The 26,581-nt window shown below is 72.0% G+C and carries 27 protein-coding genes, 1 pseudogene and 1 riboswitch; of the genes and pseudogenes, 14 read left to right on the top strand and 14 right to left on the bottom strand.

Annotated features, from left to right (window positions below):
* Positions 1-135: 135 nt before the first annotated feature.
* Positions 136-912, top strand: a complete 777-nt coding sequence (locus ACFYYH_RS16040) for a GntR family transcriptional regulator (RefSeq protein WP_388551013.1) — start codon at positions 136-138, stop codon at positions 910-912.
* Positions 913-1,255: 343 nt separating this feature from the next.
* On the opposite strand, the gene ACFYYH_RS16035 is transcribed toward ACFYYH_RS16040, so the two are convergent.
* Complete coding sequence (locus ACFYYH_RS16035; RefSeq protein ID WP_388551012.1) at positions 1,256-2,419, bottom strand: ROK family transcriptional regulator; 1,164 nt, start codon at positions 2,417-2,419, stop codon at positions 1,256-1,258.
* A 295-nt stretch (positions 2,420-2,714) separates the two neighbouring features.
* Here ACFYYH_RS16035 and ACFYYH_RS16030 point away from each other — a divergent pair, with 295 nt between their 5' ends.
* Both ACFYYH_RS16030 and ACFYYH_RS16025 read left to right on the top strand, forming a co-directional pair.
* Positions 2,715-3,155: a nitroreductase family deazaflavin-dependent oxidoreductase gene (locus tag ACFYYH_RS16030; protein ID WP_388551011.1), complete on the top strand. Its 441-nt coding sequence runs from the start codon at positions 2,715-2,717 to the stop codon at positions 3,153-3,155.
* Between the two features lie 78 nt (positions 3,156-3,233).
* Complete coding sequence (locus ACFYYH_RS16025; protein ID WP_388551010.1) at positions 3,234-3,671, top strand: hypothetical protein; 438 nt, start codon at positions 3,234-3,236, stop codon at positions 3,669-3,671.
* 13 nt (positions 3,672-3,684) lie between these two features.
* Here the strand turns inward: ACFYYH_RS16025 and manD are convergent, their stop codons facing one another.
* From manD to bioB, 8 genes and pseudogenes are all read right to left on the bottom strand, one after another.
* Positions 3,685-4,947 carry a D-mannonate dehydratase ManD gene (gene manD / locus ACFYYH_RS16020; RefSeq protein WP_388551008.1) on the bottom strand — a complete coding sequence of 421 codons (1,263 nt, stop codon included), beginning with the start codon at positions 4,945-4,947 and terminating at the stop codon, positions 3,685-3,687.
* 139 nt (positions 4,948-5,086) lie between these two features.
* Positions 5,087-6,529: an adenylosuccinate lyase gene (gene purB, locus ACFYYH_RS16015; protein ID WP_388551006.1), complete on the bottom strand. Its 1,443-nt coding sequence runs from the start codon at positions 6,527-6,529 to the stop codon at positions 5,087-5,089.
* A 248-nt stretch (positions 6,530-6,777) separates the two neighbouring features.
* Positions 6,778-7,542 (bottom strand): annotated as a pseudogene (locus tag ACFYYH_RS16010) (SGNH/GDSL hydrolase family protein); the annotation flags it as partial.
* Positions 7,543-7,635: 93 nt separating this feature from the next.
* Positions 7,636-8,652 (bottom strand): hemolysin family protein, encoded by a 1,017-nt coding sequence (locus tag ACFYYH_RS16005; protein ID WP_388551004.1) that lies wholly within the window; start codon positions 8,650-8,652, stop codon positions 7,636-7,638.
* Positions 8,649-9,983 carry a hemolysin family protein gene (locus ACFYYH_RS16000; protein ID WP_388551002.1) on the bottom strand — a complete coding sequence of 445 codons (1,335 nt, stop codon included), beginning with the start codon at positions 9,981-9,983 and terminating at the stop codon, positions 8,649-8,651. The genes ACFYYH_RS16005 and ACFYYH_RS16000 overlap by 4 nt, the downstream gene beginning before the upstream one ends.
* Before the next feature lie 470 nt (positions 9,984-10,453).
* Positions 10,454-11,170: a dethiobiotin synthase gene (bioD, locus tag ACFYYH_RS15995; RefSeq protein WP_388551001.1), complete on the bottom strand. Its 717-nt coding sequence runs from the start codon at positions 11,168-11,170 to the stop codon at positions 10,454-10,456.
* A gap of 3 nt (positions 11,171-11,173) precedes the next feature.
* A complete protein-coding gene (locus ACFYYH_RS15990) occupies positions 11,174-12,463 on the bottom strand; it encodes an adenosylmethionine--8-amino-7-oxononanoate transaminase (RefSeq protein WP_388550999.1) in 1,290 nt (429 codons plus the stop codon).
* A complete protein-coding gene (gene bioB / locus ACFYYH_RS15985) occupies positions 12,456-13,643 on the bottom strand; it encodes a biotin synthase BioB (protein ID WP_388550997.1) in 1,188 nt (395 codons plus the stop codon). Before bioB ends, ACFYYH_RS15990 begins: the two co-directional genes overlap by 8 nt.
* A 143-nt stretch (positions 13,644-13,786) precedes the next feature.
* On the opposite strand from bioB, the gene ACFYYH_RS15980 reads away from it, so the two are divergent.
* A complete protein-coding gene (locus ACFYYH_RS15980) occupies positions 13,787-14,944 on the top strand; it encodes an 8-amino-7-oxononanoate synthase (protein WP_388550995.1) in 1,158 nt (385 codons plus the stop codon).
* Between the two features lie 75 nt (positions 14,945-15,019).
* On the opposite strand, the gene ACFYYH_RS15975 is transcribed toward ACFYYH_RS15980, so the two are convergent.
* Positions 15,020-15,214, bottom strand: a complete 195-nt coding sequence (locus tag ACFYYH_RS15975) for a DUF397 domain-containing protein (protein ID WP_388550993.1) — start codon at positions 15,212-15,214, stop codon at positions 15,020-15,022.
* Positions 15,215-15,315: 101 nt separating this feature from the next.
* Positions 15,316-16,170 (bottom strand): helix-turn-helix domain-containing protein, encoded by an 855-nt coding sequence (locus tag ACFYYH_RS15970; protein ID WP_388550991.1) that lies wholly within the window; start codon positions 16,168-16,170, stop codon positions 15,316-15,318.
* 262 nt (positions 16,171-16,432) lie between these two features.
* Here ACFYYH_RS15970 and ACFYYH_RS15965 point away from each other — a divergent pair, with 262 nt between their 5' ends.
* A complete protein-coding gene (locus tag ACFYYH_RS15965; RefSeq protein ID WP_388550989.1) occupies positions 16,433-16,864 on the top strand; it encodes an ATP-binding protein in 432 nt (143 codons plus the stop codon).
* A gap of 438 nt (positions 16,865-17,302) precedes the next feature.
* Here the strand turns inward: ACFYYH_RS15965 and ACFYYH_RS15960 are convergent, their stop codons facing one another.
* The 3 genes from ACFYYH_RS15960 to ACFYYH_RS15950 form a co-directional block, all read right to left on the bottom strand.
* The gene (locus ACFYYH_RS15960; RefSeq protein WP_388550987.1) at positions 17,303-17,776 is read right to left on the bottom strand and encodes a C40 family peptidase; all 474 of its coding nucleotides are present in this window, start codon (positions 17,774-17,776) and stop codon (positions 17,303-17,305) included.
* A gap of 2 nt (positions 17,777-17,778) precedes the next feature.
* Positions 17,779-17,969: riboswitch (cyclic di-AMP (ydaO/yuaA leader) on the bottom strand.
* A 316-nt stretch (positions 17,970-18,285) separates the two neighbouring features.
* Positions 18,286-18,594, bottom strand: coding sequence for a hypothetical protein (locus ACFYYH_RS15955; protein ID WP_388550986.1), 309 nt, complete (start codon positions 18,592-18,594; stop codon positions 18,286-18,288).
* Positions 18,595-18,601: 7 nt separating this feature from the next.
* Positions 18,602-19,270: an ATP-dependent Clp protease proteolytic subunit gene (locus ACFYYH_RS15950; protein WP_388550984.1), complete on the bottom strand. Its 669-nt coding sequence runs from the start codon at positions 19,268-19,270 to the stop codon at positions 18,602-18,604.
* Positions 19,271-19,338: 68 nt separating this feature from the next.
* Between ACFYYH_RS15950 and ACFYYH_RS15945 the strand changes: the two genes are divergently transcribed.
* From ACFYYH_RS15945 to ACFYYH_RS15905, 9 genes are all read left to right on the top strand, one after another.
* Positions 19,339-19,689 carry a type II toxin-antitoxin system Phd/YefM family antitoxin gene (locus ACFYYH_RS15945; RefSeq protein WP_388550982.1) on the top strand — a complete coding sequence of 117 codons (351 nt, stop codon included), beginning with the start codon at positions 19,339-19,341 and terminating at the stop codon, positions 19,687-19,689.
* 171 nt (positions 19,690-19,860) lie between these two features.
* The gene (locus ACFYYH_RS15940) at positions 19,861-20,067 is read left to right on the top strand and encodes a hypothetical protein (protein ID WP_388550980.1); all 207 of its coding nucleotides are present in this window, start codon (positions 19,861-19,863) and stop codon (positions 20,065-20,067) included.
* Positions 20,068-20,202: 135 nt separating this feature from the next.
* Positions 20,203-20,505, top strand: a complete 303-nt coding sequence (locus ACFYYH_RS15935; protein ID WP_388550978.1) for an urease subunit gamma — start codon at positions 20,203-20,205, stop codon at positions 20,503-20,505.
* 13 nt (positions 20,506-20,518) lie between these two features.
* Positions 20,519-20,830, top strand: coding sequence for an urease subunit beta (locus tag ACFYYH_RS15930; RefSeq protein ID WP_093599025.1), 312 nt, complete (start codon positions 20,519-20,521; stop codon positions 20,828-20,830).
* The gene (locus tag ACFYYH_RS15925) at positions 20,823-22,544 is read left to right on the top strand and encodes an urease subunit alpha (protein WP_388550976.1); all 1,722 of its coding nucleotides are present in this window, start codon (positions 20,823-20,825) and stop codon (positions 22,542-22,544) included. Before ACFYYH_RS15930 ends, ACFYYH_RS15925 begins: the two co-directional genes overlap by 8 nt.
* Complete coding sequence (locus tag ACFYYH_RS15920; RefSeq protein WP_388550974.1) at positions 22,544-23,239, top strand: urease accessory protein UreF; 696 nt, start codon at positions 22,544-22,546, stop codon at positions 23,237-23,239. The genes ACFYYH_RS15925 and ACFYYH_RS15920 overlap by 1 nt, the downstream gene beginning before the upstream one ends.
* A 159-nt stretch (positions 23,240-23,398) precedes the next feature.
* Entirely contained in the window at positions 23,399-24,076 is a 678-nt protein-coding gene (gene ureG, locus ACFYYH_RS15915; RefSeq protein WP_388550972.1) for an urease accessory protein UreG, read from the top strand.
* Positions 24,073-24,825: an urease accessory protein UreD gene (locus tag ACFYYH_RS15910; RefSeq protein WP_388550971.1), complete on the top strand. Its 753-nt coding sequence runs from the start codon at positions 24,073-24,075 to the stop codon at positions 24,823-24,825. Before ureG ends, ACFYYH_RS15910 begins: the two co-directional genes overlap by 4 nt.
* A 143-nt stretch (positions 24,826-24,968) precedes the next feature.
* Positions 24,969-26,543 (top strand): alpha/beta hydrolase, encoded by a 1,575-nt coding sequence (locus ACFYYH_RS15905; RefSeq protein WP_388550969.1) that lies wholly within the window; start codon positions 24,969-24,971, stop codon positions 26,541-26,543.
* The last annotated feature ends 38 nt before the right edge of the window (positions 26,544-26,581 follow it).

Here is a 26,581-nt window from a genome sequence, read left to right as displayed (position 1 = left end):
CGGTGACCGAAGCAGGATTGGTCTTGACCAACGGGAGAGGCGGTCCTATCGTCGCTAGTTAGTGCAGGAACCTTTAATAAACAAGGGCACGGAAAACGGAAAACCGTCGGTGAACGGCGATCGCGGAGGATCAGGGTGGGGACCACGCAGCTTGAAACAGTGCCGGAGCCGAAGTACTGGCACCTCAAGACCGTGCTCGGCGAAGCACTCGACTCCGACTTCGCGGTGGGTGAGATCCTGCCCAACGAGCGTGAACTGGCCGCCCGTTTCGGGGTCGCGCGCGCCACGCTGAGGCAGGCGCTCGAACAGCTCGAACTGGAAGGGCGTCTCCAGCGCCGCCGCGGTGTCGGCACGACCGTCGCGCCGCCACGGGTGGGTGTGGACGTCTCGACGGCCCAGCACGAATGGCCGGGCGCCGCGCAGGACGCCTGGCAGCCGATCGACTGCGCCCTGGCGCCCGTCGGCGCCGGCGTGGCCCGGCTGCTGGAGACGGAGGCCGGCGAAGAGGTCCACACGGTACGCAGGATCCGGATCACGCACGGCCAGTCCGTCGCCACCGAACTGCTCTACGTACCGTCCTCGTCCGTGCCCGAGCTGTCGGCGATCGACGCGCCGTCCGGCCCCGCCCGCGCCCGCAGCGTGCTGCGCGAGCTCCAGCGGCTCTGCCTCGACGGCCAGGACCGCGCGGTGGAGCTGGGCTCCGCGCGCGCGGACGACGCCAAGGCGCTGGACCGGCTGCCGGGCGCTCCCGTGCTCGTGGTCACCACGCGCTATGTGGTGGACGGGCGTACGGCCGCGGTCTCGGTGGCGACGTACCGCGCGGACACCTGCCGGCTGACCTTCGGAGCCTCCGGCGACCTGGAGATCAGCGATCACCCGGGCGACCACCCGCAGGAGCGCAGGGCGTCCTGACGGCAGGGCGCTCACAGCGCGGGGCGCCCTGAAGCGGGGCGGCCAGGGGGCCTACCGGTACAAGGCGATCAGGCGGTACGAGGCGGTCAGGAGCGGGCCGTGCGCGGCCCGTTCGCCGAAGCCGGTCGTCCATGGGGGAGTTCAGAACCGGGCGTGACCGAACGACCCGTCAGGGGACGTGCGGCGCACGCCCCTTTCCCATGCCCTCGTGCCGACACGCCCGCGCCGCCGGGGCCGCATGCCCGTAACCACCTGACCACCTGACCACCGTGGCCGCGTGCCCGCGCCCACCGGGGGCCGCCTGTCCGGCCTCCCGTGCCGAGCGAGCCGTTCCGTACGGCCCTCACCGCTCCCGGCGGGCCGTCACCGTGCCCTCCACCGCGAAGAGCTGCTCCTCGACATGGTCGAGGGCCAGCCGCAGCGCGCCCGTCGCCACCGCCGCCTCACCGAGCATCGAGAGCGTCACCCGCGGCGGGCGCAGACAGTAGCGGGAGAGTTCACCGCGCAGCGGGTCGAGTACGCCGTCGAGCCCCGCCGCCCAGCCGCCGATCACGACCAGTTCCGGGTCCAGCGCCAGCACCAGCGCCGCCACATCGTGCACCAGCCGCTGGAGGAACCGCTCGACGGCCTCCTGGGCCCGTACGTCGCCCTCCTTGGCGTGGGCGAAGACCTTCGCCACCGCCTGCTCGTCCAGCGGATGGAGCGGCTCGTCCGTCGTCGACAGGAGCTTCTCCGGAGTCACATCGCGGCCGAGCAGATGCAGCGCACCGATCTCGCCCGCCGCCCCGCCGAAGCCCCGGTGCAGCCGCCCGCCGATCATGGCTCCCGCCCCGGGACTGAGTCCGGCCAGAACGAAGACGATGTCTCCGGAGTCGGTGGCGGCGCCCTTCCACTGTTCGGCGACCGCCGCCGCGTTCGCGTCGTTCTCCACGAGCACCGGACATCGGAACGAGCGGCGCAGCCGCTCGCCGAGCGCCAGCCCCGTCCACTGGGGGAGCGCGGTGCCCAGCCGTACGGTCCCGTCGGTCTCCACGATGCCGGGGCTGCCGACACCGACCGCCCGCAGGGAGCTGCGCGGTACGCCGGTGCGCCGCAGGACGTCGGCGACGACCAGCCGTACCCGCTCCAGCCGTTCGTCCGCGTCGGCCTTCTCCGAGACCTCACGCGCGCCGGCGCCGATGATCCGTCCGTCCAGTCCGGAGAGCAGCGCGGCGATCCGGTGCGCTCCGATCTCGATCCCCAGCAGATGGCCGGCCTCGGCGCGGAACCTGAACCGCCGTGCGGGACGGCCCTGTTTACGGGTCTCGCCCTCCTCCGGGGCGGACTCCACGACCAGGCCCGTGTCGATGAGTCCTTCCACCACGCCCTCGACGGTCGGCCGGGAGAGATCCGTGATCCGGGTCAGATCGGTGAGGGTGAGCGGACCGGCGCCCCGCAGGGCGTGCAGCACCACGGCCGAGTTGATCCGCCGCAGGAGGGAAGGGTCTCCGCCGGTCAGCCGCCCCACGGTATGTCCTCCCAGCTCGTGCGTGTTTGGCGGATGCTACTCGGTGGTCGGCGGTGCGGCGAGTCGCTTGCGCCCAGGGCTGACGAGGGTCTTTCGTCTGGATCCGGCTGGATGAGGGAACGGGGTCCGGCGCCGTGGATCGCGAGGCGGAGGAGGGAGCCCACGCGGAGCGTCGGCTCCCTCCTCCGCCGGCAACGCGGCGAGACGCGGTGCCGGGGCACGCGAGCCCGGCACGATCCAAACGAGAGGCCCTAGGGTGGGACGCGTTGGCGAGGGAACGGGCCGAGGAGCCGAGATGGCGCAGGACGAAGAGGTTGTGATCAGCCCCTCCGGGTGGGTCGCGGAGCAGGCGAAGACGTACGAGGAGTCCAACGGCGCCCGCGGTGCCGTGTTGCAGGGAGCGCCGTGCCTCCTGCTGGACTACCGCGGCCGGCGCACCGGACAGTGGCGTCGCACCGTACTGATCTACGGGCGGGACGGCGACGACTATCTGATCGTGGCCTCCAAGGGCGGCGCCGACGACCACCCCCTGTGGTTCCTCAATCTGGAGGCGAACCCGGACGTACGGCTGCGGGTGGGCGCCGAGCGCTTCGCCGCGCGGGCGCGGACCCTGTCACCGGAGGAGAAGGCCCGGGTGTGGCCGGGGCTGGTGGAGCTGTTCCCGCCCTACGAGGGATACCAGAAGAAGACGGACAGGGACATCCCGGTCGTACGGCTGACGCGGGTGGCGGACTGAGCGACGCGTTCCCGCCGGGAAGGGGACGGACCGTCTGACGGGCAGCCAATTGTCAGTGGCCGGGGGTTTACTGGGGTCATGTCCACCGCACAGCGTCTCGCCGTCATCGAGCTGCTGCGTGCCCGCCCCTTCCCGGCGGAGCCCGGCCCGTCCGAGGTGGGCGCGAGCGGGCCGGGCTATCACCTCGCGGAGCTGGCCCGGAGCGAGGGCTTCTGGGACGACGACGGCACGCGCCGCGTCGAGGACGCCGATCAGTACGGAGCGGAGCACACCGCGCTCACGGAGCTTCTCACCGGCCGGTACGGCGAGCCGCACCGCCTCAGCCTGTGGAGTCTTCAGGTGCGCGCCGGCGAGGGCGAGGAGATACCGCAGCCGTGGCGTGAGCTGAGCGACGGCCTCCGGTTTCTCCATCTGTGGCGGACCGGGGGCCGCTGGATAGCGCTGGGTCTGACGGAGGACGAGGGGGAGCAGCCGTTCCGGCTGATCGCCGCGGTGACGGAGACGGACCCGCCATGACGCGTGCCCGTGGTCACCAGTCGCTGACCGAGCCGTCCTGGCGGCGGGCGATGGGCAGATAGGCGGGCTCGTACGGGAAGCGGGCGGCCAGCGCCTCGTCGACCTCGATCCCGAGACCGGGCTCGTCCCCCGGGTGGAGATATCCGTCCTCGTAACTCCACGCGTGCCGGAACACCTCGTGGACGACGGGCTCGTACCCCATGTACTCCTGGATGGCGAAGTTCGGGGTCGACAGACCGACATGGAGCGACGCGGCCATCGCCACCGGGGAGATGTCCGAGGGGCCGTGCGGCCCGAGCCGCACCTGCCAGATCTCGGCCAGGGCCGCGATCCGCCGGAGATGGCTGATCCCGCCCGCGTGGGTCACACACGTCCGCACGAAGTCGATGAGCTGCTCGGTGATCAGCGTCTGGCACTCCCAGACGGTGTTGAACACCTCGCCGATCGCCAGCGGAACGGTGGTGTGCCGCCGGACATGGCGCAGCACCTCCTGGTTCTCCGCCGGGGTGACGTCCTCCAGCCAGAAGAGGTTCACCGCCTCCAGCGCCCTGCCGAGCCGGGCGGCCTCGCCGGGGGTGAGCCGGTGGTGCACGTCGTGCAGCAGCTTCAGCTCGGGCCCCACATGCGCGCGGGCCGCCGCGAGCATCTCCGGGGCGTGCCGGAGATAGGCGTCGGTGTCCCAGATCTCCACGTCGGGAGCCGCGCCACGCCCGGCCGGGCCCTGTCCGGCCCGCGCGTGATCGGGGCCGGCGCCGGAGCCGGGACCTGGGCCGCTCTCGCTCACGCCGTACACCGTGCCCAGACCGGGCACACCGCTCTGCGCCCGCACCGCCAGGAAACCGCGTGCACGCTGTGCGTCGATGGCGTCGAGCAGCCGCGGTACGTCCCGGCCGCTCGCGTGCGTGTAGGTGAGGATCCGGTCGCGGACCGCGCCGCCGAGGAGCTGGTAGACGGGCTGTCCGGTGGCCTTGCCCTTGATGTCCCACAGGGCGAGGTCCACCGCGCCGACGGAGGTCATGGTCACGGGGCCGCGCCGCCAGTACGCCCCCCGGTAGAGGTACTGCCAGGTGTCCTCGATCCTCGCCGGGTCGCGCCCCACGAGCAGCGGCGCGACATGGTCCCGGAGGTACGAGGCGACGGCGAGTTCCCGGCCGTTGAGGGTGGCGTCGCCCCAGCCGACCAGCCCCTCGGCCGTGGTGATCTTCAGGGTGACGAAGTTACGGCCGGGACTGGTGATGACCACATCCACGGCGACGATCGTGTCGGTCGCGCTCACGTGCGGTGTCCAGACTCTCGAAGGGATGCCCAGCGATACGTGGCCCAGCGATACGTGGCCGAGCGACACGTGGCCGAGCCATACGTAGCCCAGCGACACGTAGCCGAGCCATATGTGGCCCAGCGATACGTGCCGGGGGCTACAGGATCGATCCCGGCCGGTACGCGGCCGCCTCCGGGTGCTGCTTGGCGATCTCCTCGATCCGGGACACCACCGTCGCGATCTGGTCCTCCGCCGCGCCCGTGAAGGACAGCTTGTCCGCCATCAGCGCGTCCAGGTCCGCGCGGCCGAGCGGGATCCGCTCGTCCTCCGCCAGCCGGTCGAGCAGCTCGTTGCGCTCCGCGCCCCGCTCGCGCATGGCCAGCGCCGACGCCACCGCGTGCTCCTTGATGACCTCGTGCGCGGCCTCGCGCCCCACCCCGGCCCGCACCGCGGCCATCAGGACCTTCGTCGTGGCGAGGAACGGCAGATAGCGGTCCAGTTCACGTGCCACGACCGCGGGGAACGCGCCGAACTCGTCCAGGACCGTCAGGAACGTCTCCAGCAGCCCGTCGAAGGCGAAGAACGCGTCGGGCAGGGCCACCCGGCGGACCACCGAGCAGGAGACATCGCCCTCGTTCCACTGGTCGCCCGCCAGCTCACCGGTCATCGAGGCGTAGCCGCGCAGGATCACCATCAGCCCGTTGACCCGCTCGCAGGAGCGCGTGTTCATCTTGTGCGGCATCGCGGACGAGCCGACCTGGCCGGGCTTGAAGCCCTCGGTGACCAGCTCGTGCCCGGCCATCAGCCGGATCGTCCGCGCGACCGAGGACGGCGCGGCGGCGAGCTGCACCAGCGCGGTCACCACGTCGTAGTCGAGCGAGCGCGGATACACCTGGCCGACCGAGGTGAAGGCCCGCGCGAAGCCGAGATGCCCGGCGATCCGCCGCTCCAGCTCCGCCAGCTTCGCCGAGTCGCCGCCGAGCAGGTCGAGCATGTCCTGCGCCGTGCCGACCGGCCCCTTGATCCCGCGCAGCGGATAGCGGCCGAGCAGGTCCTCCAGCCGTCCGTACGCCACGAGCAGCTCGTCGGCGGCCGTCGCGAAGCGCTTGCCGAGGGTGGTGGCCTGCGCGGCGACATTGTGCGAGCGGCCCGCCATGACCAGCTCGCCGTACTCGCCAGCCAGCTTGCCGAGCCGGGCCAGTACGGCGACCGTACGGTCCCGCATCAGCTCCAGCGAGAGCCGGATCTGGAGCTGCTCGACGTTCTCGGTCAGATCGCGGGAGGTCATGCCCTTGTGCACCTGCTCATGCCCGGCGAGCGCGTTGAACTCCTCGATCCGCGCCTTCACATCGTGCCGGGTGACCTTCTCGCGCTCGGCGATCGATGCCAGGTCGACCTGGTCGATCACCCGTTCGTAGTCGGCGAGGGCCGCGTCGGGCACCTCGATCCCGAGGTCCTTCTGCGCCCGGAGCACCGCCAGCCAGAGCTGACGCTCCAGCCGCACCTTCTGCTCGGGGGACCACAGCACGGCCAGCTCCGCCGAGGCGTAGCGGCCGGCAAGGACATTGGGGATGCGAGGCTTCGCAGACACGGCAGTCACGTGAGCTGATTCTACTGGCGGTTCGCGCAGGTCGGCGCCGCCGTCGGGTTTGTGGGTTGCTACGAGAGCCGCGACGGCTCGCCGTCCGGGCCGGGCGTCTCGTACGGGAGCGACACCGCCCCCTCGCGCGGACGCGGTACCGGCGCCCCGGGCAGGGGCGGTAGCGGCGCCTCGGGCGGTAGCGGTAGCGGCACCGGCGCCCCGGGCGGTAGCGGTAGCGGCATCCGGTGCGGGAGCGGTACCTCCACCTCGTACGGGAGCAGCTCCGGGCGCTTGGCGGGCCTGCCGTCACCGGTGGAGCGGCCGGTCACCCGGCGTACGATCCACGGCCCGAGATGCTGCCGAGCGAAGCGCGCGTCACCGACCCGCCGGGTCAGCCACCGCAGGGGCACGGCCGCCGGCAGCTCCGTGCGCCAGTCGTCCTCCGCCGGCAGGCCCAGGGCCTGCCAGACCGCCTCGGCGACCCTGCGGTGCCCCTCGCCGGTGAGATGCAGCCGGTCCAGGTCCCACAGCCGCTGGTCACCGAGGACCGGCGCCCCGTACAGATCGACGACCAGCGCGCCGTGCCGTGCCGCCAGCTCGTCGACATGGGCGAACAGTTCCTCCATGCGCGGCCGGAAACGCTGCATCACCGGCCCGTCGCGGCCGGGGCTGCGCATCAGGACGAGCTGTCCGCACGAGGGCGCCAGCCGTTCCACGGCCTCGGTGAGCAGTCCGCGGACCCGCCCCATGTCGCACGAGGGCCGCAGGGTGTCGTTGAGCCCGCCGACCAGCGTCACCACGTCGGGCCTCATCGCGGCGGCGAGGTCCACCTGCTCGTCGAGGATCTGGCCGATGAGCTTGCCGCGTACGGCGAGATTCGCGTACCGGAAGCCCGGCGAGCGTGCGGCGAGCCGTCCGGCGAGCAGATCCGCCCAGCCGCGGTACGAGCCGTCGGGGAGGAGGTCGGACATGCCCTCGGTGAAGGAGTCACCGACCGCGACAAAACTGGTGTAGTTGGCATTCATCTCCATGGCGGAGCGATCGTACCGCGCGGTACGTACGGCTTTCCCGCGGCCTCCGGTGCCCCGGCCCACACCGGCCCCGGGTCCCTGTGGGTTCCCGGCTCACGCGTGCCTGCCCACCAGTTGGCGCAGTACGTCCTCCATCGTCACCAGGCCCGCCAGCCTGCCGTCCGCGTCCAGGACGGCGGCGAGATGGGTCCGGCTGCGGCGCATCGCGGTCAGTACGTCGTCCATCGGTGTCTCCGCCCGCACCCGGGCGATCGGGCGCATCGCGGAGACCGGGAACGGCTCGTGGCGCGGCCCCGCGTCCAGGGCGTCCTTCACATGCAGATAGCCGAGGATGCGCCGGGTGCTGTCCACCACGGGGAAGCGCGAGAAACCCGACCGCGCCGAGAGGCTCTCCAGTTCCTCCGGGGTGACACCGAGCCGTACGGACACCACCCGCTCCAGCGGCAGCACCACATCCCTCACCGGCCGCCGCCCCAGCTCCAGCGCGTCGTGCAGCCGCTCGGTGGCGCGGTCGTCGAGCAGCCCCGCGTCGCCCGCGTCCGTCACCAGACGGGACAGCTCGTCGTCGGAGTAGGTGGCGGACACCTCGTCCCTGGTCTCCACCCGGAGCAGGCTGAGCAGACCGTTGGCGAAGGCGTTGACGGTGAAGATCACCGGGCGCAGCGCCCGTGCCAGCGCCACCAGCGGGGGGCCGAGCAGCAGCGCGGCCCGCGCCGGTCCCGCGAGGGCGACGTTCTTCGGCACCATCTCGCCCAGCAGCATGTGCAGATAGGTCGCCACGACGAGCGCGATCACGAACGAGACCGGATGCACCAGACCGTTCGGCATCCCCACCGCGACGAAGAGGGGCTCCAGCAGATGCGCGATGGCGGGCTCGGCGACGATACCCAGCACCAGCGTGCAGAGCGTGATGCCGAGCTGCGCCGCCGCCAGCAGCGCCGAGACGTGCTCCAGTCCCCAGACGACGCGCAGTGCCCGGCGGTTGCCCGCCTCGGCCTCCGGTTCGATCTGACTGCGCCGTACGGAGACCAGCGCGAACTCGGACGCGACGAAGAACGCGTTGACGACCAGGGTCAGCAGACCGACGAAGAGCTGGATCGCGATGGTCATACGGTCTCCTCGTTCTCCTCGGCCACCCTGACGGGGGCGTGGAGCAGCAGCCGCGCCGCGCGCCGGCCCGTGGCGTCCACGACCTCCAGCAGCCAGCCGTCCAGCACCACCCGGTCGCCCTCGGCCGGGATACGGCCCAGCTCGGTGGCGACCAGCCCGGCCAGCGTCTCGTACGGTCCCTCGGGCATCCGCAGCCCGACGGCACGCAACTGGTCGGCGCGCGCGGCGCCGTCCGCCGACCAGAGCGCCCTGCCCTCCGCGTCGTGACCCAGCGGGACCAGATCGGGGGTCTCCTGCGGGTCGTGCTCGTCGCGTACCTCGCCGACGACCTCCTCCACGATGTCCTCCAGTGTCACGACCCCCGCCGTTCCGCCGTACTCGTCGATGACCACGGCCATGGTGGCGCCGCCGGACAGCCGGTCCAGCAGCCGGTCCACCGTCAGCGTCTCCGGCACGAGCAGCGGTTCGCGTATCAGCTCGGACACCGGGCGCCGGGTCCGGCTCGCCGCCGGGACCGCCAGGACGTCCTTGATGTGCGCGATCCCGACGACGGTGTCCAGACTGTCGCGGTAGACGGGGAAGCGCGACAGACCACTGGCACGGGTGGCGTTGGCGACATCCTCCGCCGTGGCCCGTTCGTCGAGGGCCATCACCCGTACCCGGGGGGTCATCACGTTCTCCGCGGTCAGCGAGGACAGGCTCAGGGTCCTGACGAACAGCTCCGCGGTGTCCTCCTCCAGCGCCCCCTCCTTCGCCGAGTGCCGGGCCAGCGCGACCAGTTCCTGGGGACTGCGCGTCGAGGCCAGCTCCTCCGTGGGTTCCAGCCCGAACTTGCGTACGATCCGGTTCGCCGTGTTGTTGAGATGGCGGATGAAGGGCCGGAAGGCCGAGGAGAAGTACCGCTGCGGGGTGCCGACCACCTTGGCGACGGCCAGCGGTGACGAGATCGCCCAGTTCTTCGGCACCAGCTCGCCGACGACCATCAGGAAGACCGTCGACAGGGCCGTACCGATCACCAGCGCCACCGAGGAGGCCACGGAGGGCGACAGTCCCACCGCCTCCACCGGACCGCGGATCAGCTTGGCGATCGACGGCTCGGCGAGCATGCCGACGACGAGATTGGTCACGGTGATGCCGAGCTGGGCTCCGGAGAGCTGGAAGGTGAGACTCCGTACGGCTTTCAGCGCCCCGGCCGCGCCGCGCTCGCCGCGCTCGGCGGCCCGCTCCAGCTCACCGCGTTCGACGGTGGTCAGGGAGAACTCCGCCGCGACGAAGGCCCCGCAGGCGAGCGACAGCAGGATCGCCACCAGGAGCAGCAGCACTTCGGTCATCGGTTCACCTCCGTCTCATATTCCGTCAGGGGCAGAAGGACCGCGCGGTGTCGTCCTCCGGGGGACCCCGCCCGGTGGTGTCCGGGAGGGGTCGGACCGCCGGTGGCTTCACCAGCGGATCCACCGCTCCTGAGGTGCGTACCCCGCCGGGCGCCAGGCATGGTGGGCGAGTTCGCCGCGGTCCGGCACCACCGCGTCGCCGGGGACGGCGCGCCGGGACGGCGTGCTGGGACGACGGGGCCACCGCGCGCAGGTCCTGGGCGGCCGCCGCGCGGTCCGTGGCGACGGCGACGAACGGGAGCAGCGGATTCAGCTCCGCCGGGTCAGCCCGTCCCGCCGCGCAACCGCGGTACGCGGCCACCTGCCGTACGCGGCCACCTGCCGTACACGGGCCCGCCGCACGGGTCGCGCGGCTCCGGTCGGGGGCCGGAGGACGGGGCCCGGTCGGGGGCCGGTCCCCGGCCTCGGCCTCAGGCCGTGAACCCGGCCCCGAAGCGCGCCGCGTCCCAGCGGCCGTCCAGCCGGGGTGCCAGCCACTGCGGCGCCCGCGCCCGGAACTCCACGGGATCCAGCGCACCCGCGCCCTCCGGCAGCGCGCCCAGCAGCGGGGCCTCCGCCACGTCCGGCAGATCCGCGAGATTGCAGCGCTCCGCGAGGCCGGGCGCGGCCGGCCAGCTCCCGATCACCACCCCCGCGAGCGTCAGCGACCGCGTCCGCAGCGCCTCGGCGGTGAGCCCGGTCATATTGAGGGTGCCGAGCCCGGCGGGTGCCACCACCAGCACCGGAGCCTCCAGCAGCCGGGCCGCGTCCGCGAGCGTCCCGCCCTTCCCGTCGAACCGTACGAGCAGTCCGCCCGCCCCCTCGACCAGCACCAGATCGTGCTCGGCGGTCAGCTTCCCGGCCGCCTCGGCCACCTCCTCGGGGCGTACCGGCACCGCTCCGGCCCGGCGCGCCGCCGTCGCCGGGGCCAGCGGCTCGGGGAACCGGGCCAGCTCCGCCGCCGTCAGCGGACCCGCCAGCCGGACGACCTCCGCCGCGTCGCCCCGGTCGGCCGGGCCGACCCCGGTCTGCGCGGGCTTGAGGACCGCGACGGTCCGCCCGCGCGCCAGGGCCGCCGCCGCGACCGCCGCCGTGACGACGGTCTTGCCGATCTCGGTCCCGGTCCCCGTCACGATCAGCACGGGCATGGCTCAGCCCTCCCGCGCCGCCGCGGTCACCGCGCGGCAGATCCGGGCGACATCGTCGTCGCCGGTCACATAGGGCGGCATGGTGTAGACGAGATCCCGGAACGGCCGCAGCCAGACCCCCTCGCGCACCGCCGCCCGGGTCGCCGCCGCCATGTCCACCTCGTGGTCGAGCTGGACGACCCCGATCGCGCCCAGCACCCGTACCTCCGCGACGCCCGGCAGGGAGGCGGCCTCCGCCAGCCCGTCCCGCAGGCCCGTCCCGATCCGCTTGACCTCGCCCTCCCAGTCCTGTCCGAGCAGCAGCTCGATCGAGGCGCGGGCGACGGCCGAGGCCAGCGGATTGCCCATGAAGGTCGGTCCATGGGCCAGTACGGGGACCTCTCCGCGCGAGATGCCGTCGGCCACCCGCGAGGTGCACAGCGTCGCCGCCATGGAGAGATAGCCCCCGGTCAGCGCCTTGCCCAGACACATCACATCGGGGGAGACACCGGCCTGTTCGGCGGCGAAGAGCGTGCCCGTACGCCCGAATCCGGTCGCGATCTCGTCGAAGACGAGCAGGACGCCGTGTGTGTCGCACGCTTCCCGGAGCACCCGCAGATACTCGGGGGAGTGGAAGCGCATCCCGCCCGCTCCCTGTACCACCGGCTCGACGATGACCGCCGCCAGTTCCTTCGCGTGCCGGGCGATCAGTGTGCGCAGGCTCTCCGCGTATGTCTCCTCGTACGCGGCCGGCGGCGCCCCGGCGAAGATCTGCCGCGGCAGCACCCCCGACCACAGCTCGTGCATACCGCCGTCGGGGTCGCACACCGACATCGGTGTCCAGGTGTCCCCGTGGTAGCCGCCCCGCCAGGTGAGCAGCCGCCGCTTCTCCGGACGTCCCAGCGAGCGCCAGTACTGGAGGCACATCTTCGCGGCGACCTCGACCGCCACCGAGCCCGAGTCGGAGAGGAAGACATGGCGCAGCGGCTCGGGTGTGATCTCCACCAGCAGCGAGGCCAGCCGTACGGCGGGCTCGTGGGTGAGCCCGCCGAACATCACATGGCTCATCCGGTCGAGCTGACCACGCGCCGCCGCGTTCAGCTCCGGGTGGTTGTAGCCATGGACCGCCGACCACCAGGACGCCATGCCGTCGATCAACTCGCTCTGCCCCTCGACGGGTTGGGCGAGCCGGAGCCGGACCCCGGACGCGGACTCCACGACCAGCGGCTCCACACGGCCCGGCATCGGGCCGTACGGGTGCCAGACATGGGCCCGGTCCAGGGCCAGCAGGTCGGCCGGGGACAGCTCAGGCATTGGGCGCCAGATCCGTACCGGCGCCCCGACGGCGTACGGCGACCAGATCCGTACGCGCCGCGGGATCGCCCGCCGCGGGCGGGGCCTGCCCGGCGGCCGCCGCGGCCGTACGCTCCGGCACCGCCGTGCCGCAAGCGCCCGCCTCGGACTCGCCGCCGCACGGCCCGCAGCCGCCCGCCCGGTGCTCGGGAAGCGTCGTGGTGTCCGCGCCCTCCACCTCGAAGCCCGCGTCCGCGATCATCTCCAGGTCGGCCTTGCCCTCCTGGCCCTCACTGGTGAGGTAGTCACCGAGGAAGATCGAGTTGACGAGATGGAGCGCGAGCGGCTGCATCGAGCGCAGATGCACCTCACGCCCGCCCGCGAGCCTGACCTCCACGTCCGGGCAGACGAACCGGGTCATCGCCAGAATGCGCAGACAGCGCTGCGGGGTGAGGTTCCACTCCTTCGCCAGCGGGGTGCCCTCGAACGGGATCAGGAAGTTGACCGGGACCGAGTCCGGGTCGAGCGCGCGCAGCGAGAAGACCACATCCACCAGGTCCGCGTCGCTCTCCCCCATACCGGCGATCAGACCGGAACAGGCGGACAGCCCGGCGGCCTGCGCCTGCCGCACGGTGTCGACCCGGTCGGCGTAGGTGTGGGTGGTGGTGATGTCCCCGTACGTGCTCTCGGACGTGTTGAGGTTGTGGTTGTACGCGTCGGCGCCCGCCGCGCGCAGCCGCTCCGCCTGCCCGTTCGAGAGCAGCCCGAGACAGGCGCACACCTCGACGCCCTCGTTCTGCTCCTTGATCGCCTCGATCGTGCGGGACACCCGGTCGACATCACGGTCCGTCGGTCCGCGTCCGCTCGCCACCAGACAGACGCGCTTCGCCCCGCCCGCCACACCGGCCGCCGCGGCCTTCGACGCCTCTTCGGGCTTGAGCCAGGTGTACTTGAGGATCTCCGCCGTCGATCCGAGCCGCTGCGAGCAGTACGAGCAGTCCTCGGGGCACAGACCGGACTTCAGATTGACCAGATAGTTGAGTTTCACCCGCCGCCCGAACCACTGGCGGCGCACCTTCCCGGCCGCGGCCACCACGTCGAGCAGATCGTCGTCGGAGGTCGCCAGTACGGCGAGGGCTTCTTCGCGGGTCGGCGGCTCGCGCCGCAGGCCCTTCTCCACCAGCGTCTTCAGCAGGTCCATGATGCCGATCCTGGCCTATGCGAGCGTCGCGAAGCCAGGGAGGAACACGACAACACCACCGGAACGAAGTGTGTGCATGGCCACATCCTGACCCGGTCCGGCCACGGTTAAAGTCTGTGCGCACCCTACAAAAGGACCGCACCATGGCGCAGGATCCCTTCGACTGGACCGACGACGAGGCGCGCCGCCGTGAGAGGGCGGGCCTGGTCCGTACGCTCCGCCCGCGCCCCGCCGACTCCGCCCTGCTGGATCTGGCGAGCAACGACTATCTGGGGCTCGCCCGTCATCCCGCGGTGACCGGTGCGGCGGCGGACGCCGCCCGCCGCTGGGGTGCGGGGGCCACCGGCTCCCGGCTGGTCACCGGCAGCACGGAGCTGCACACCGAACTGGAGCGTGAACTCGCCGCGTTCTGCGGTTTCGAGGCCGCGCTCGTCCTCTCCTCCGGCTACGCGGCCAATCTCGCCGCCCTCACCGCGCTGACGGCCCGTGACTCCCTGCTGGTCTCCGACGCGGGCAACCACGCCTCCATCGTGGACGGCTGCCGGCTCTCGCGCGCCGAGACCGTGGTCGTACCGCACGCGGAGCCCGGCGCCGTACGCAAGACACTCGAAGCGCACCCGGGGCGGCGGGCGCTGGTGGTGAGCGACGCGGTGTTCTCGGTGGACGGCGACGCCGCGCCGCTGGCGGAACTGGCCGGAATCTGCCGTACCGGGGGAGCCGCCCTCCTGGTCGACGACGCGCACGGTCTGGGTGTGCTCGGCGAGGGAGGGCGGGGCACGGCACACGCCGAGGGGATCGCGGGGACGGCCGGTGTGGTCGCCACCCTGACCCTCTCCAAGTCCCTGGGCAGCCAGGGCGGTGCGGTGCTCGGCCCGGCCCGGGTCGTCGAGCATCTCGTCAACGCCGCGCGGACGTTCATCTTCGACACGGGGCTGGCACCGGCGGCGGTGGGCGGCGCGCTGGCGAGTCTGCGGCTGCTGCGCGGGGAGCCCGGCAGGGCGGACCGCGCGCGCGAGGTCGCCCGTACGCTGCACCGGCGGCTGACCGGCGCGGGCCTGACCGTCGCGCCACCGGACGCCGCCGTCGTCTCCGTACAGGCGCCGTCACCGGAGGCGGCCGTGCGCTGGGCGGCCGACTGCCGGACCGGGGGGCTGGCCGTGGGCTGTTTCCGCCCGCCGTCGGTGCCCGACGGCATCTCCCGGATCAGGCTCACCGCGCGTGCCGATCTGACGGACGATCAGATCGGCGCGGCGGTACGGACGATCACCGCGGCCGCGCCCGTGGGCGCGACCGCGGCCTGAGTGTCCGCCCGGCCGGAGGGAACCGGCCGGAAGGACACGGCTGAGCGGGCGGAACGAACCGAGCGGGTGCCACGGTCAGTCGGTGAATGTCTCCTCCCGCAGAGAGGCGACGAAGGACGTCCACGCGGCCGCGGAGAACGAGAGATGAGGCCGTGTCACGTTCTTGGAGTCCCGTACGGCGAGTACATCCGCGCCGGTGCGCGCGGACTCGACGCAGTTGTTCGCCCCCGTGCTGTGGCTGCTGCGCCGCCAGACGGCGGCCGGGGCCACGGCTGTTACCGGGGAAGTCGTCGGAGGAGAGTGGTGTGTGTGGGGGATGGAGGATGGAGTCTGGACAGGGGGCTGTGCGAGGTAAGCGGACATGATGCTCCCTACGCGCCGTCGCCGATCCCGGCGATGAGATCCAATGATTCCTGGGGCGGGAGGGCATGCGCCTGCATCGTGCGGAACGCGGCGCCGTACGCCTCGAGGTCTTCTTTCCGCTCCAGATAGAGGCTATTCGTCAAATGGTCGAGAACGACCAAATCCAGATCAGTAATGTGCGGGAAGGAGAAGACAACGAAAGGACCTGTGAGCCCGACATAGCCGCCCGCGGTGAACGGAAGTACCTGGAGACAGACCTGCGGAAGCCGGGCCACCTCGGACAGACGCCGTAATTGGCCCCGCATCACCCCGGGTCCGCCCACCTCGCGCCGCAGCACGGCCTCGTCCAGCACCGCGTGCAGTTCGAGCGGGGTCGCGGAGTGCAGCACCTCCTGGCGGGCGAGCCGCACCTCGACCAGGGAGTCGACCGTCGTGGCGGGCAGACCGACCAGCGCCGCCCTGGTCACCGCCCGCGCGTAGTCGGGTGTCTGGAGCAGCCCCGGCACCACCGAGGTCTCCAGCGTACGGGCCGTGGAGGCCTGTGACTCCAGGCTGATGAAGTCCCGGTACCGGGGCGGGATCACCCCGCCGTACGCCTTCCACCACCCCGGCCCGCCGTCCGTGATGCCCGCCAGGGCGCCGAGCAGGGTGCGCAGTTGCGGATCGGTGATCCCCAGGGCGTCGAGTAGCGCCACCAGGTCCTCGTCCTTCACCCCGCTGACACCCGTCTCGATCCGGCTCACCTTCGACTGGTGCCAGCCGAGCAGCCGCGCGGTCTCCCCGCTCGTCAGTCCCGCCCGCTGGCGCAGCCTGCGCAATTCCTCCCCGAGCCTGCGTCGGCGTACCGCCGGAATATGCCGCATGATAAATCCCTTCCCCGGCCCTCTCCGGTAAGCGTCTCGTACGCGCCCAGTGCGCCGCGGCGGAGAAGTTATCTTTTCGCCGCCCAAATACGGTCTCGCGTAGCAGAGTTCACCACTTCGAGCGACAGATATATGCAGATCTCGGTGGATGGCCCGTGTGAACGGCAGGATGAGTGGCACGCTGAGCACAGTCCGAGGCCGTCCACGCAGGCATCCGCACTGCGCCGGAGTCAGGTCCGGGCGGGAAAGGGACGGCGTCGCCATGGCAGACCATCAGGAAGCATCCATCACGCTGCCGAGCGATCCCGCGTCGGTACCGGCGGCGAGAAGATATGTCGCCGACCTGCTGAGGGAGTGGGGCCTGCCGGGGGACGCCGAGACGGCCGACACGGTCCGGCTGATCGTCTCCGAACTCGCCACCAACGCGGTGCAGCACACCTTCGGCCAGTCGCCCACGTTCACCGTCGAGATCGCGCTCGACCGGGACGAACAGCTCCGTGTCGGTGTCACCGACAGCCACCCGAGCTGGCCGCAGCGGCTGCCGGTGGCGGCGCAGCAGGACAACGGCCGGGGCATGGTGATCGTCCGCTGGCTGGCCCTGGAGGGCGGCGGGGCCGTGTCCGTCACGCCGACCGCGGAGGGCGGCAAGACGGTCTGGATCGCACTGCCCTGGACGGTCCCCGTCCAGAGCTGACCCGACCGCGCCCGGCCGCGCCCGACCGCGCCCGGCCGGGGACGGGCCGGGCGCGGCCGAACGGTGTGCCGTGTCCCGCCCCGCGAGGGACGGGACACGGGGTGTTCCGTTGCGGCCTGGGACGGGCCGCGTGAGTCCCGGGCGCCGGCCGGCGGCGCCCAAGGGGCGTTCCGTCCCCTGCCGGTGGGGGACGGAACGGTCGTGTTCCGCTGCGGCCCACCGCGGGCCGCGTGTGTTCCGTGTGCCGGTGTGCACCGGCGGCGTGTGTTCCGTCCGGTCCCGTCGTCCGGGCCGGACCGTCCGGACCGTTCGGACCGTCCGGTGTATCCGGTGTATTCGGTGTGACGGTGTTCCGTGGGCCGGCCCGCGCGGGTCGGCCGTGCTGTGGGCCGTGCTGGACCGGCAGGGCGCGCACCGGCCGGTCCAGGCGTACCGCGCTCAGTTCACCCGGCCGTACAGGACATTCCGGGTCCAGATCCGTTCGAGCCTCACCAGGGCACCGGTCTTCGGCGAGTGCCAGATCTTCCCGCGGCCCGCGTAGATGCCGACGTGGTAGACGTAACTTCCGTAGTGGAAGAACACCAGGTCGCCCTTGCGCCGGTGGGAGGCCGAGACATGGCGGGTTCTGTTGTACTGCTGCTGAGCGGTGCGCGGGAGCTTCTTGCCCGCCTTCTTGAACGAGTAGAGCGTCAGGCCCGAGCAGTCGAAGCGATGGGGTCCGGTGGCCCCCCACTGGTACGGAGAGCCTTCCTTGGAGGCGGCCACGCGGAGCGCCTTGACGGCACGTGCGGCGGCATGGGCCTCGGTCGTCGCGCCGGGGGCCAGTATGGTGCCCCCGACCGTCGCGAGGGTGAGGACCGATACGGCACCGGCCCGGGAGAGCAGAGACGGGACATATGTCTGCGCATTCATGCGCAACCCTTCGTCAGCCGCCTGTGAAGGATGACCTGTCGGGTTCGGACAGGCGAAGATGCCCGGCCGCGTCAGCGGCTTCACCCCAAGGAACGGCCATACACGCGTACACGGCCGTCCCGTACTGCTCGGGTCCTCCACTCCTGCCGATCCACTTCTGTCGACCAGACATCCGGAACGGCGGCAGGACTCGGCGTCCGCCCGGACCGCCCCGCCGGGGGTGGCGGGGGCTTGTCGTCCCACGGATCTTGACTCGTTATCAGATGATTTCCGAGGCGAAACGAGGATATGTGAAGTTCGTCACGTCTGATCCGTACGGGTGGCGGAGCGGTGTGTCGGGCCGGGGGTCCGAGGCCTGATGAGGCCCGTACCTGCGCGGGAGTTGGGCCGCGCTTCCCGTGCCCGGCCACTTCGCGCAACTTGCGTCCCCCGGCGCGTCCAGAAGATCCATACCCCGAAAGGCCGAGCCGTTCCCGTACGGACGCGTCCATACGGGAACAGACACGGGCTCATGTCGTGTCTTCGGGCGGCATGGTGACGCGCCCGGCGCGTCGCTCCCCGTCAAGTACCCGCAGGGCGCGGGCGAGGGTCGTGGCGTGCAGTTCGGTCTCACCGCGCAGATGCATCGCCGTCAGCGCGTCCCGTAGTGCGACCGCTTGCGCGGGCAGCGCCTGGGCCGCGCGCAGTGCGCCGTAGGTGTCCGTGCCGCGCGCCGGGTTGATCCGCCCCAGCAGATCGAGGATCTGGAGAAAGCTGTCGACGAGATCGCCCTCGGCGCGGGTCAGCGCGGGCAGCGGAGGAAGCTCCGGTGGCAGCATCGGCGTGTCACCGCCCACCGGGGGAGCCGAAGGGGTGTGCCGCGCTGGGGGCCGGCCTGCCGAGGGACGTCTTGCGGTTCTGGACCACGTGGTCGACCAGACCGTACGCCTTCGCGTCGGCCGCGGCGAAGACCCTGGCCCGCTCGATGTCCCCGGCGATTCGCTCCTCGCTCCGGCCGGTGTGCCGTACGAGCAGGGACGCGAGCATGCTCCGCTGCCGCAGCAGTTCCTCCGCATGGATCATCAGATCGGACGGCTGGCCCCGGACGGGCTCCTCGATGGCGGGCTGCTCGATGACGACCCGGGCTCCGGGCAGCGCCATCCGCTTGCCCGGGGTGCCGGCCGCCAGCAGGACCGCCGCGGTCGAGGCGGCCTGGCCGAGGCAGGTCGTCTCCACGTCGCAGGTGACGAGTTGCATCGTGTCGTAGATCGCGGACATGGCGCTGAGGGAGCCGCCGGGCGAGTTGATGTAGAGGCAGATGTCCCGGTCGGGCGCCGCGTACTCGAGATGGAGGAACTGCGCGATCACATCATTGGCCGCGGTGTCGTCGACCGCGGTGCCGAGGAAGACGATCCGCTCCTCCAGCAGCTTGGAGTACGGATCGAGGGTGCGGGTCCCGCCGGCTGTCCGCTCGGTGAACTCGGGCAGGACATGGCGGGCCGAAGGGCGGTTCATGGCGTACCTCTCCTCGTGCACGGCCCTGTAAAAAATGTACAGGACGTACAGACAGTTATGATGGAACCATGGCCTACGAGATTCCGGTGACGCAAGCCCGAGCCGAGCTAGCCGAGCTGATCAACCGTGTCGTGTACGGCGGTGAGCGAGTGGTCGTGACCCGGCACGGAAAGCCGCTGGTCGCCCTGGTCTCCGCCGCTGACCTGGAACGACTTGAAAGCGAGCGGGAGGAGGCCGAGGAGCGGGTGATCAGCGCGGTCTCCGCGATCCGTTCCGTGCCGTCCGCTCCGGGCGAACGGCGGCGGTTCGGCATCGCGGCCGAGCACCGTCCCGAGCCCCGTCCCGAGCCCCGGCTCGAACACCGCGCCGACACCCGGCCCGAACCCCGCTCGGAGCACCGCGGCCCCGAGCGCGAGTAGGCCCGGCGGGCGGCCCCGCAGGCGCGGGCGGGCCGGGAGGCGCGGGCGGGCCGGGAGGCGCGGGCGGGCCGGGAGGCGCGGGCGGGCCGGGAGGCGCGGGCGGGCCGGGAGGCGCGGGTGGGCCGGGAGGCGCGGGTGGGCCGGGAGGCGCGGGCGGGCCGGGAGGCGCGGGTGAGCGCCGCCCGCGCGCCGCGCGGCCCCAGCGGGGTCACCGCGGCGCCGCTCGCGACCACCACCGCGCCGTATACGACCCGGTCCTCGACGGCCGTACGGGCGGGATGCGCCGCCCAGCAGGCACTCTCCGGCGAGGTGTCCGTCGAGGTGTGCCAGAAGGGGGTGCGGGCCCTGCGGTCCATGCGCGGGCCGAAGATCAGTTAACGCGCCGGAAAAACTTCCGCCCTACCGTGCAATCCCTGACCGTGGCCGTACCGTTGCGGTTCAACAGAGTGTTGAGGTTGGCTGGGGTTCCGCTGCGCCCGGCCGCCACCGGGCCGGAGACGATGAGGTGGAAGCGTGCAACTGTCCCCGCACGAACAGGAACGCCTGCTCATCCATGTGGCCGCGGACGTGGCGGCCCGGCGCAGGGCGCGCGGGCTGCGGCTCAACCACCCCGAGGCGGTCGCCCTGATCACCTCGCACATCCTCGAAGGCGCCAGGGACGGCCGCACCGTCGCCGAACTCATGGCGTCCGGGCGGAAGGTGCTCGGCCGGGCCGATGTCATGGACGGCATCCCCGAGATGATCCATGACGTACAGGTGGAGGCCACCTTCCCCGACGGCACCAAGCTCGTCACCGTCCATGACCCGATCGTGTGAGGCGGAAGCGCCGATGATTCCCGGAGAGATCCTGTACGCCGACGAGCCCGTGGCCCTCAACGAGGGCCGTGAGGTCACCCGGCTCACCGTGCTCAATGTCGCCGACCGCCCCGTCCAGGTCGGCTCCCACTACCACTTCGCCGAGGCCAACCCCGGTCTGGAGTTCGACCGCGCCGCCGCGCGCGGCAAGCGGCTGCACATCGCCGCGGGCACCGCCGTCCGCTTCGAACCCGGAATTCCCGTCGACATCGCACTCGTTCCCCTCGCCGGTCTGCGGGTCGTACCGGGCCTGCGGGGCGAGACCGGAGGTCCCCTCGATGACTGAGCTGTCCCGCGCCGTGTACGCGGATCTCTTCGGCCCCACCACCGGTGACCGGATCCGGCTCGCCGACACCGATCTGCTCGTCGAGATCGAGGAGGACCGCTCCGGCGGGCCGGGACGCGCCGGGGACGAGGCGGTGTTCGGCGGCGGCAAGGTGATCCGCGAGTCGATGGGCCAGTCCCGTACGACCCGGGCCGAGGGCGCGCCCGACACCGTGATCACCGGCGCCCTGATCATCGACCACTGGGGCGTCGTCAAGGCCGACATCGGGGTACGGGACGGCCGGATCACCGGCATCGGCAAGGCGGGCAACCCCGACACCATGGACGGTGTCCACCCCGATCTGGTCATCGGTCCCGAGACCGAGGTCATCGCGGGCAACGGGAAGATCGTCACCGCCGGAGCGATCGACGCGCACGTCCACTTCATCTCGCCGACCATCGTGGACCAGGCGCTGGCGACCGGCGTCACCACCCTCGTGGGCGGCGGCACGGGACCCGCCGAGGGCACCAAGGCCACCACCGTCACCCCGGGTGCCTGGCATCTCGCCCGGATGTTCGAGGCGTTGGAGACCTTCCCCGTCAATATCGGTCTGCTCGGCAAGGGAAACACCATGTCGCGCGACGCGATGCGCTCCCAACTGCGGGGCGGCGCGCTCGGCTTCAAGATCCATGAGGACTGGGGCGCCACTCCCGCCGTCATCGATGCCTGTCTGAGCGTCTGCGAGGAGTCCGGGGCCCAACTCGCCATCCACACGGACACCTTGAACGAGGCGGGCTTCGTGGGGGACACCCTCGCGGCCATCGCGGGGCGCACGATCCACGCGTACCACACGGAGGGCGCGGGCGGCGGGCACGCCCCGGACATCATCACCGTCGTCAGCGAGCCGTACGTCCTGCCCAGCTCCACCAACCCGACCCGGCCGCACACCGTCAACACCATCGAGGAACACCTCGACATGCTGATGGTCTGCCACCACCTCAATCCGGCCGTACCCGAGGACCTCGCCTTCGCCGAGTCCCGTATCCGGCCCTCCACCATCGCCGCCGAGGACATCCTGCACGACCTCGGAGCCATCTCGATCATCTCCTCCGACGCCCAGGCCATGGGCCGGGTCGGTGAGGTGATCACGCGCACCTGGCAGACCGCGCATGTGATGAAGAAGCGCCGCGGCGCACTGCCCGGGGACGGCCGGGCCGACAACCACCGCGCGCGCCGCTATGTCGCCAAATACACCATCAACCCGGCGGTCGCCCAGGGCCTCGACCAGGAGATCGGCTCCGTCGAGACCGGCAAGCTCGCGGATCTCGTGCTCTGGGACCCGGCCTTCTTCGGGGTGAAGCCCCAGCTCGTCCTCAAGGGCGGCCAGATCGCCTACGCGCAGATGGGCGACGCCAACGCCTCCATCCCGACACCCCAGCCGGTGCTGCCGCGCCCCATGTTCGGCGCACTGGGCCGGGCAGCGGCGGCGGGCTCGCTCAACTTCGTCGCGGAGGCGGCGATCGAGGACGGGCTGCCGGAACGGCTCGGTCTGGCCAAGGAGTTCGTACCGATCAGGAACACCCGGCGGATCACCAAGGCCGATATGCGCGAGAACGACGCGCTGCCCCGGGTCGAGGTCGACGCCGACACCTTCACGGTGACCATCGACGGCGAGCCGGTCGAGCCCGCACCCGCTGCCGAACTCCCGATGGCCCAGCGCTACTTCCTCTTCTGATGAACACGCCCTCGGGATCCGCGGGCCGGGCCGCGCTGCTCGTGCTCGCCGACGGACGGTTCCCCGCCGGCGGCCATGCCCACTCGGGCGGGGCGGAGGCGGCCGTCACGGCGGGCCGGATCCGTGATGCCCGGGACCTGGCCGGCTTCTGCCGGGGCCGGCTGCACACCAGCGGACTGACCGCGGCGGCGCTGGCCGCCGCGGCGGCCCGGGGACTGGACCCGCTGGAACTGGACGAGGCCGCCGAGGCCCGTACCCCCTCACCCGCGCTGCGGGCGACCGGGCGCAGACTCGGCCGCCAGTTGATGCGCGCCGCCCGCGCCACCTGGCCGGGACCCGGACTGGACGCACTCGCCGCGGCCCGGCCGCGGGGCGCGCACCAGCCGGTGGTCCTGGGCCTGACCGCGCGCTCCGCCGGGCTCACCCCCGAGGACGCCGCGTACTGCGCGGTGTACGAGGCGGTGAGCGGCCCCGCGACCGCGGCCGTACGGCTGCTCAGCCTCGACCCCTTCGAGGCCACCGCGGTCCTCGCCCGGCTCGTCCCCGACCTCGACCGGGTCGCCGCGCGGGCCGCCGGATACGCCGGGCGCGCGGAGCGCGAGGGGACCGACGCCCTGCCCGCCGCCTCGGCGCCCCTGCTGGACATCACCGCGGAGGCCCATGCCGCCCGGCCCGTACGGCTGTTCGCCTCATGACTCCGAAGACCCGGCCCCGGGCACCCGGCCCCCCGGCACCCCGGCACGCGGCCCCGGGCCCCTGACCTCCGGGCCCCTCCGCTCCCGTACTCCCGCACTCCCGGGCCCCTCCGCGTACCTCCCCGCCTCCGCGTACCTCCCCCCGACAGGAGCCGCACCATGCATCTCGACCACAGCCAGGACGGCCCCGCCGCCGTCAGCGCCGACGCCACCCGGCCCGACGGCAGGCGGCGCGCGCTCCGTATCGGCCTCGGCGGGCCCGTCGGCTCCGGCAAGACCGCGACCGTCGCCGCCCTCTGCCGCACACTGCGCGACCGGTTCTCCCTCGCCGTCGTCACCAATGACATCTACACCCGGGAGGACGCCGCGTTCCTGCTCCGGGAGGCCGTGCTGCCGCCCGAGCGGATCCAGGCCGTAGAGACCGGTGCCTGCCCGCACACCGCGATCCGCGACGACATCTCCGCCAATCTCGAAGCCGTCGAGGATCTGGAGGACGCGGTGGGGCCGCTCGATCTGATCCTGGTCGAGTCCGGCGGCGACAATCTCACCGCGACCTTCTCCAAGGGCCTCGTGGACGCGCAGATCTTCGTCATCGACGTCGCGGGCGGCGACGACATCCCGCGCAAGGGCGGCCCCGGTGTCACCACCGCCGACCTGCTGGTGGTCAACAAGACGGACCTCGCGCCCTACGTCGGCTCCGACCTCGGCAGGATGGCCCGCGACGCCAAGGAGCAGCGGGGCGAACTCCCCGTGGTCTTCACCTCGTTGAAGGGCGAGGACGGGGTGGCGCCGGTCTCGGAGTGGGTGCGCGCGCGGCTCGCCGCCTGGACCGCATGAGCGTCCGCGCCACCGCCCGGATCGTCGCCACCCCCACCGGACTGCCGGTGCTGGCCGGTGAGGGACCGCTCGCGCTGCGCCGTACCCGCGCCACCGGCCCCGGCGCCCGGGTCACCGTCATCGGTGCGATGAGCGCGCCGCTCGGCGGTGACCGGCTCGCCATCGAGGCCGAGGTACGGGAGGGGGCCCGGCTGACCGTGGACGCCGCCGCGGCGACGGTCGCCCTGCCCGGCCGCGCGGCCGGCCCCGCCCACTACGACGTGCGGCTGACGGTCGGCGAGAACGCCGAGCTGAACTGGCTGCCGCAACAGCTCGTCTCCGCGTACGGCAGTGATCTGCGGATGCGTACCCGTGTCGAACTGGCGGGCACCGCCCGGCTGACCCTGCGCGAGGAGCAGATCCTCGGCCGCCACGGCGAGGGGCCGGGCACCCTCCACACCCGGCTCACCGTGCTGCGCGCCGGACGTCCGCTGCTCGACCAGGAACTCGCCTACGGCCCCGGAGCACCCGCCGGCTGGGACGGCGGAGCGGTCCTCGGCGGACACCGGGCCGTCGGCCAACTCCTCCTTGTGGGACCGGAGTTCGAGGAGAAACCGGCCATGCCGCGGCTGCTGGGGGAGAGCGCCGTACTCACCCCGCTCGCCGGACCCGCCGTGCTGGTCACGGCCGTCGCGCCGGACGCCCTGCGGCTGCGGCGCGTACTGGACGAGGTGCTCGACGAGGTACCTGACTCCTCCGCGCACCGCTGAGCGGGACACCGTTCACCGGTTATGGGTTCGGTAAAGAAATGCCGATACAGCCTGTTCTTGGCGACCTTCCAGACGAAAGGATCCCGGAGAGTCAATCAACGCGCGTTGCACACGGCAGCGCGGCACACAGGGGGAGGTTCCACTTGAGAGGCACAGCAGTGCTCGGTTCGGCCGGCACGCTGCTCGCGGGCGCGCTCATAGCGGGCGCGACGGCCGTTCCGGCGAACGCCGACGGCCGTCACCACGGCGATCCGGTCGCGTACGGCGCCACGGTCGCCGCGGAGCGGGCCGCCGAGAAGGGCATCGACTGGCAGGACTGCCCGGCCGACTGGTCACTGGAGAAGCCCATCCAGTGCGGTTATGTCACCGTGCCGCTCGACTACGGCAAGCCGAACGGCCGGCAGATCAAGCTCGCTGTCGACCGTATCGGCAACACGGGCACCGAGGACGAGCGCCAGGGCGCGCTGATCTACAACCCCGGCGGTCCCGGTGGCTCCGGCATGGCGTTCCCCCGCCGTGTCGTCACCAAGAACGCCATCTGGGCGGACGCGGCGAAGGCGTACGACTTCGTGGGCTTCGACCCGCGCGGAGTCGGCCGCTCGACCCCCATCTCCTGCGTCGACCCGCAGGAGTTCGTCAAGGCGCCCAAGCTGGACCCCGTTCCCGGCAGCGAGGCCGACAAGCGCGCCCAGCGCAAGCTGGCGGCCGAGTACGCGGACGGCTGCAAGGAGCGCAGCGGCTGGATGCTGCCGCACATGACGACGCCCAACACCGCACGGGACCTGGATGTCATCCGGGCCGCGCTCGGTGAGAAGAAGCTCAACTACCTGGGCGTCTCCTACGGCACCTACCTCGGCGCCGTCTACGGCACGCTGTTCCCGACGCATGTGCGCCGCATGGTCGTCGACAGCGTGGTGAACCCCTCGAAGGAGAAGATCTGGTACCAGGCCAACCTGGACCAGGACGTCGCCTTCGAGACGCGCTTCCAGGACTGGATGAAGTGGGTCGCCCAGAACGACGCGGCCTTCCACATCGGCGCCACCCCCGCGCAGGTCGAGCGGCAGTGGGAGAAGCTGCGGGCCGAGGCCAAGAGGAAGCCGATCGGTGGGATCGTCGGTCCCGCCGAGCTGATCGGCCTCTTCCAGAGCGCTCCGTACTACGACTCGAGCTGGGTGCCGGTCGCCTCCGTCTGGAGCGACTACCTGGCCGGTGACACCCAGGCGCTCGTCGACGCCGCCGGGCCGGACCTGTCCGACACCAAGGGCAACGCCTCGGCCGAGAACGGCAACGCGGTCTACACCGCCGTCGAGTGCGCCGACGCGCAGTGGCCCACGAGCTGGCGGACCTGGGACCGGGACAACACCCGGCTCCACCGGGACCACCCGTTCCTCACCTGGGCCAACGCCTGGCTGAACCTGCCGTGCGCCACCTGGGGCGTGAAGCAGGGGACACCGGCGGAGGTCAGGACCGGCAAGGGCCTGCCGCCGGTGCTGATCACGCAGTCCACGCGTGACGCCGCCACGCCGTACGAGGGCGCCGTCGAACTGCACAAGCGGTTCAAGGGCTCGCGTCTGATCACCGAACGGGACGCCGGTTCGCACGGCATCACCAACCTGGCCAACCCGTGCGTCAACGACCGGGTGAAGGCGTATCTGCTGACCGGCGCGCTGGACCGCGCCGATGTGACGTGCGCTCCGCACGCCACGCCGAAGCCGTAAGGCCCCGAGGAGCGGGGGCGGCCGGTCCCACCGGCCGC

The organism is Streptomyces sp. NPDC002018 (assembly GCF_042890865.1).
Taxonomy (GTDB): Bacteria; Actinomycetota; Actinomycetes; order Streptomycetales; family Streptomycetaceae; genus Streptomyces.
The sequence above is the reverse complement of the archived record's forward strand: the minus strand, read 5'-3'. Positions and strand labels throughout refer to the sequence as shown.

Coding starts and splice junctions, on each gene's coding strand:
- ACFYYH_RS16030 (WP_388551011.1), top strand. CDS start 2,715: ATGGCGCAGGACGAAGAGGTTGTGATCAGCCCCTCCGGGTGGGTCGCG.
- ACFYYH_RS16025 (WP_388551010.1), top strand. CDS start 3,234: ATGTCCACCGCACAGCGTCTCGCCGTCATCGAGCTGCTGCGTGCCCGC.
- ACFYYH_RS16005 (WP_388551004.1), bottom strand. CDS start 8,652: ATGACCATCGCGATCCAGCTCTTCGTCGGTCTGCTGACCCTGGTCGTC.
- ACFYYH_RS16000 (WP_388551002.1), bottom strand. CDS start 9,983: ATGACCGAAGTGCTGCTGCTCCTGGTGGCGATCCTGCTGTCGCTCGCC.
- bioD (WP_388551001.1), bottom strand. CDS start 11,170: ATGCCCGTGCTGATCGTGACGGGGACCGGGACCGAGATCGGCAAGACC.
- ACFYYH_RS15990 (WP_388550999.1), bottom strand. CDS start 12,463: ATGCCTGAGCTGTCCCCGGCCGACCTGCTGGCCCTGGACCGGGCCCAT.
- bioB (WP_388550997.1), bottom strand. CDS start 13,643: ATGGACCTGCTGAAGACGCTGGTGGAGAAGGGCCTGCGGCGCGAGCCG.
- ACFYYH_RS15980 (WP_388550995.1), top strand. CDS start 13,787: ATGGCGCAGGATCCCTTCGACTGGACCGACGACGAGGCGCGCCGCCGT.
- ACFYYH_RS15970 (WP_388550991.1), bottom strand. CDS start 16,170: ATGCGGCATATTCCGGCGGTACGCCGACGCAGGCTCGGGGAGGAATTG.
- ACFYYH_RS15965 (WP_388550989.1), top strand. CDS start 16,433: ATGGCAGACCATCAGGAAGCATCCATCACGCTGCCGAGCGATCCCGCG.
- ACFYYH_RS15960 (WP_388550987.1), bottom strand. CDS start 17,776: ATGAATGCGCAGACATATGTCCCGTCTCTGCTCTCCCGGGCCGGTGCC.
- ACFYYH_RS15955 (WP_388550986.1), bottom strand. CDS start 18,594: ATGCTGCCACCGGAGCTTCCTCCGCTGCCCGCGCTGACCCGCGCCGAG.
- ACFYYH_RS15950 (WP_388550984.1), bottom strand. CDS start 19,270: ATGAACCGCCCTTCGGCCCGCCATGTCCTGCCCGAGTTCACCGAGCGG.
- ACFYYH_RS15945 (WP_388550982.1), top strand. CDS start 19,339: ATGGCCTACGAGATTCCGGTGACGCAAGCCCGAGCCGAGCTAGCCGAG.
- ACFYYH_RS15930 (WP_093599025.1), top strand. CDS start 20,519: ATGATTCCCGGAGAGATCCTGTACGCCGACGAGCCCGTGGCCCTCAAC.
- ACFYYH_RS15925 (WP_388550976.1), top strand. CDS start 20,823: ATGACTGAGCTGTCCCGCGCCGTGTACGCGGATCTCTTCGGCCCCACC.
- ACFYYH_RS15920 (WP_388550974.1), top strand. CDS start 22,544: ATGAACACGCCCTCGGGATCCGCGGGCCGGGCCGCGCTGCTCGTGCTC.
- ureG (WP_388550972.1), top strand. CDS start 23,399: ATGCATCTCGACCACAGCCAGGACGGCCCCGCCGCCGTCAGCGCCGAC.
- ACFYYH_RS15910 (WP_388550971.1), top strand. CDS start 24,073: ATGAGCGTCCGCGCCACCGCCCGGATCGTCGCCACCCCCACCGGACTG.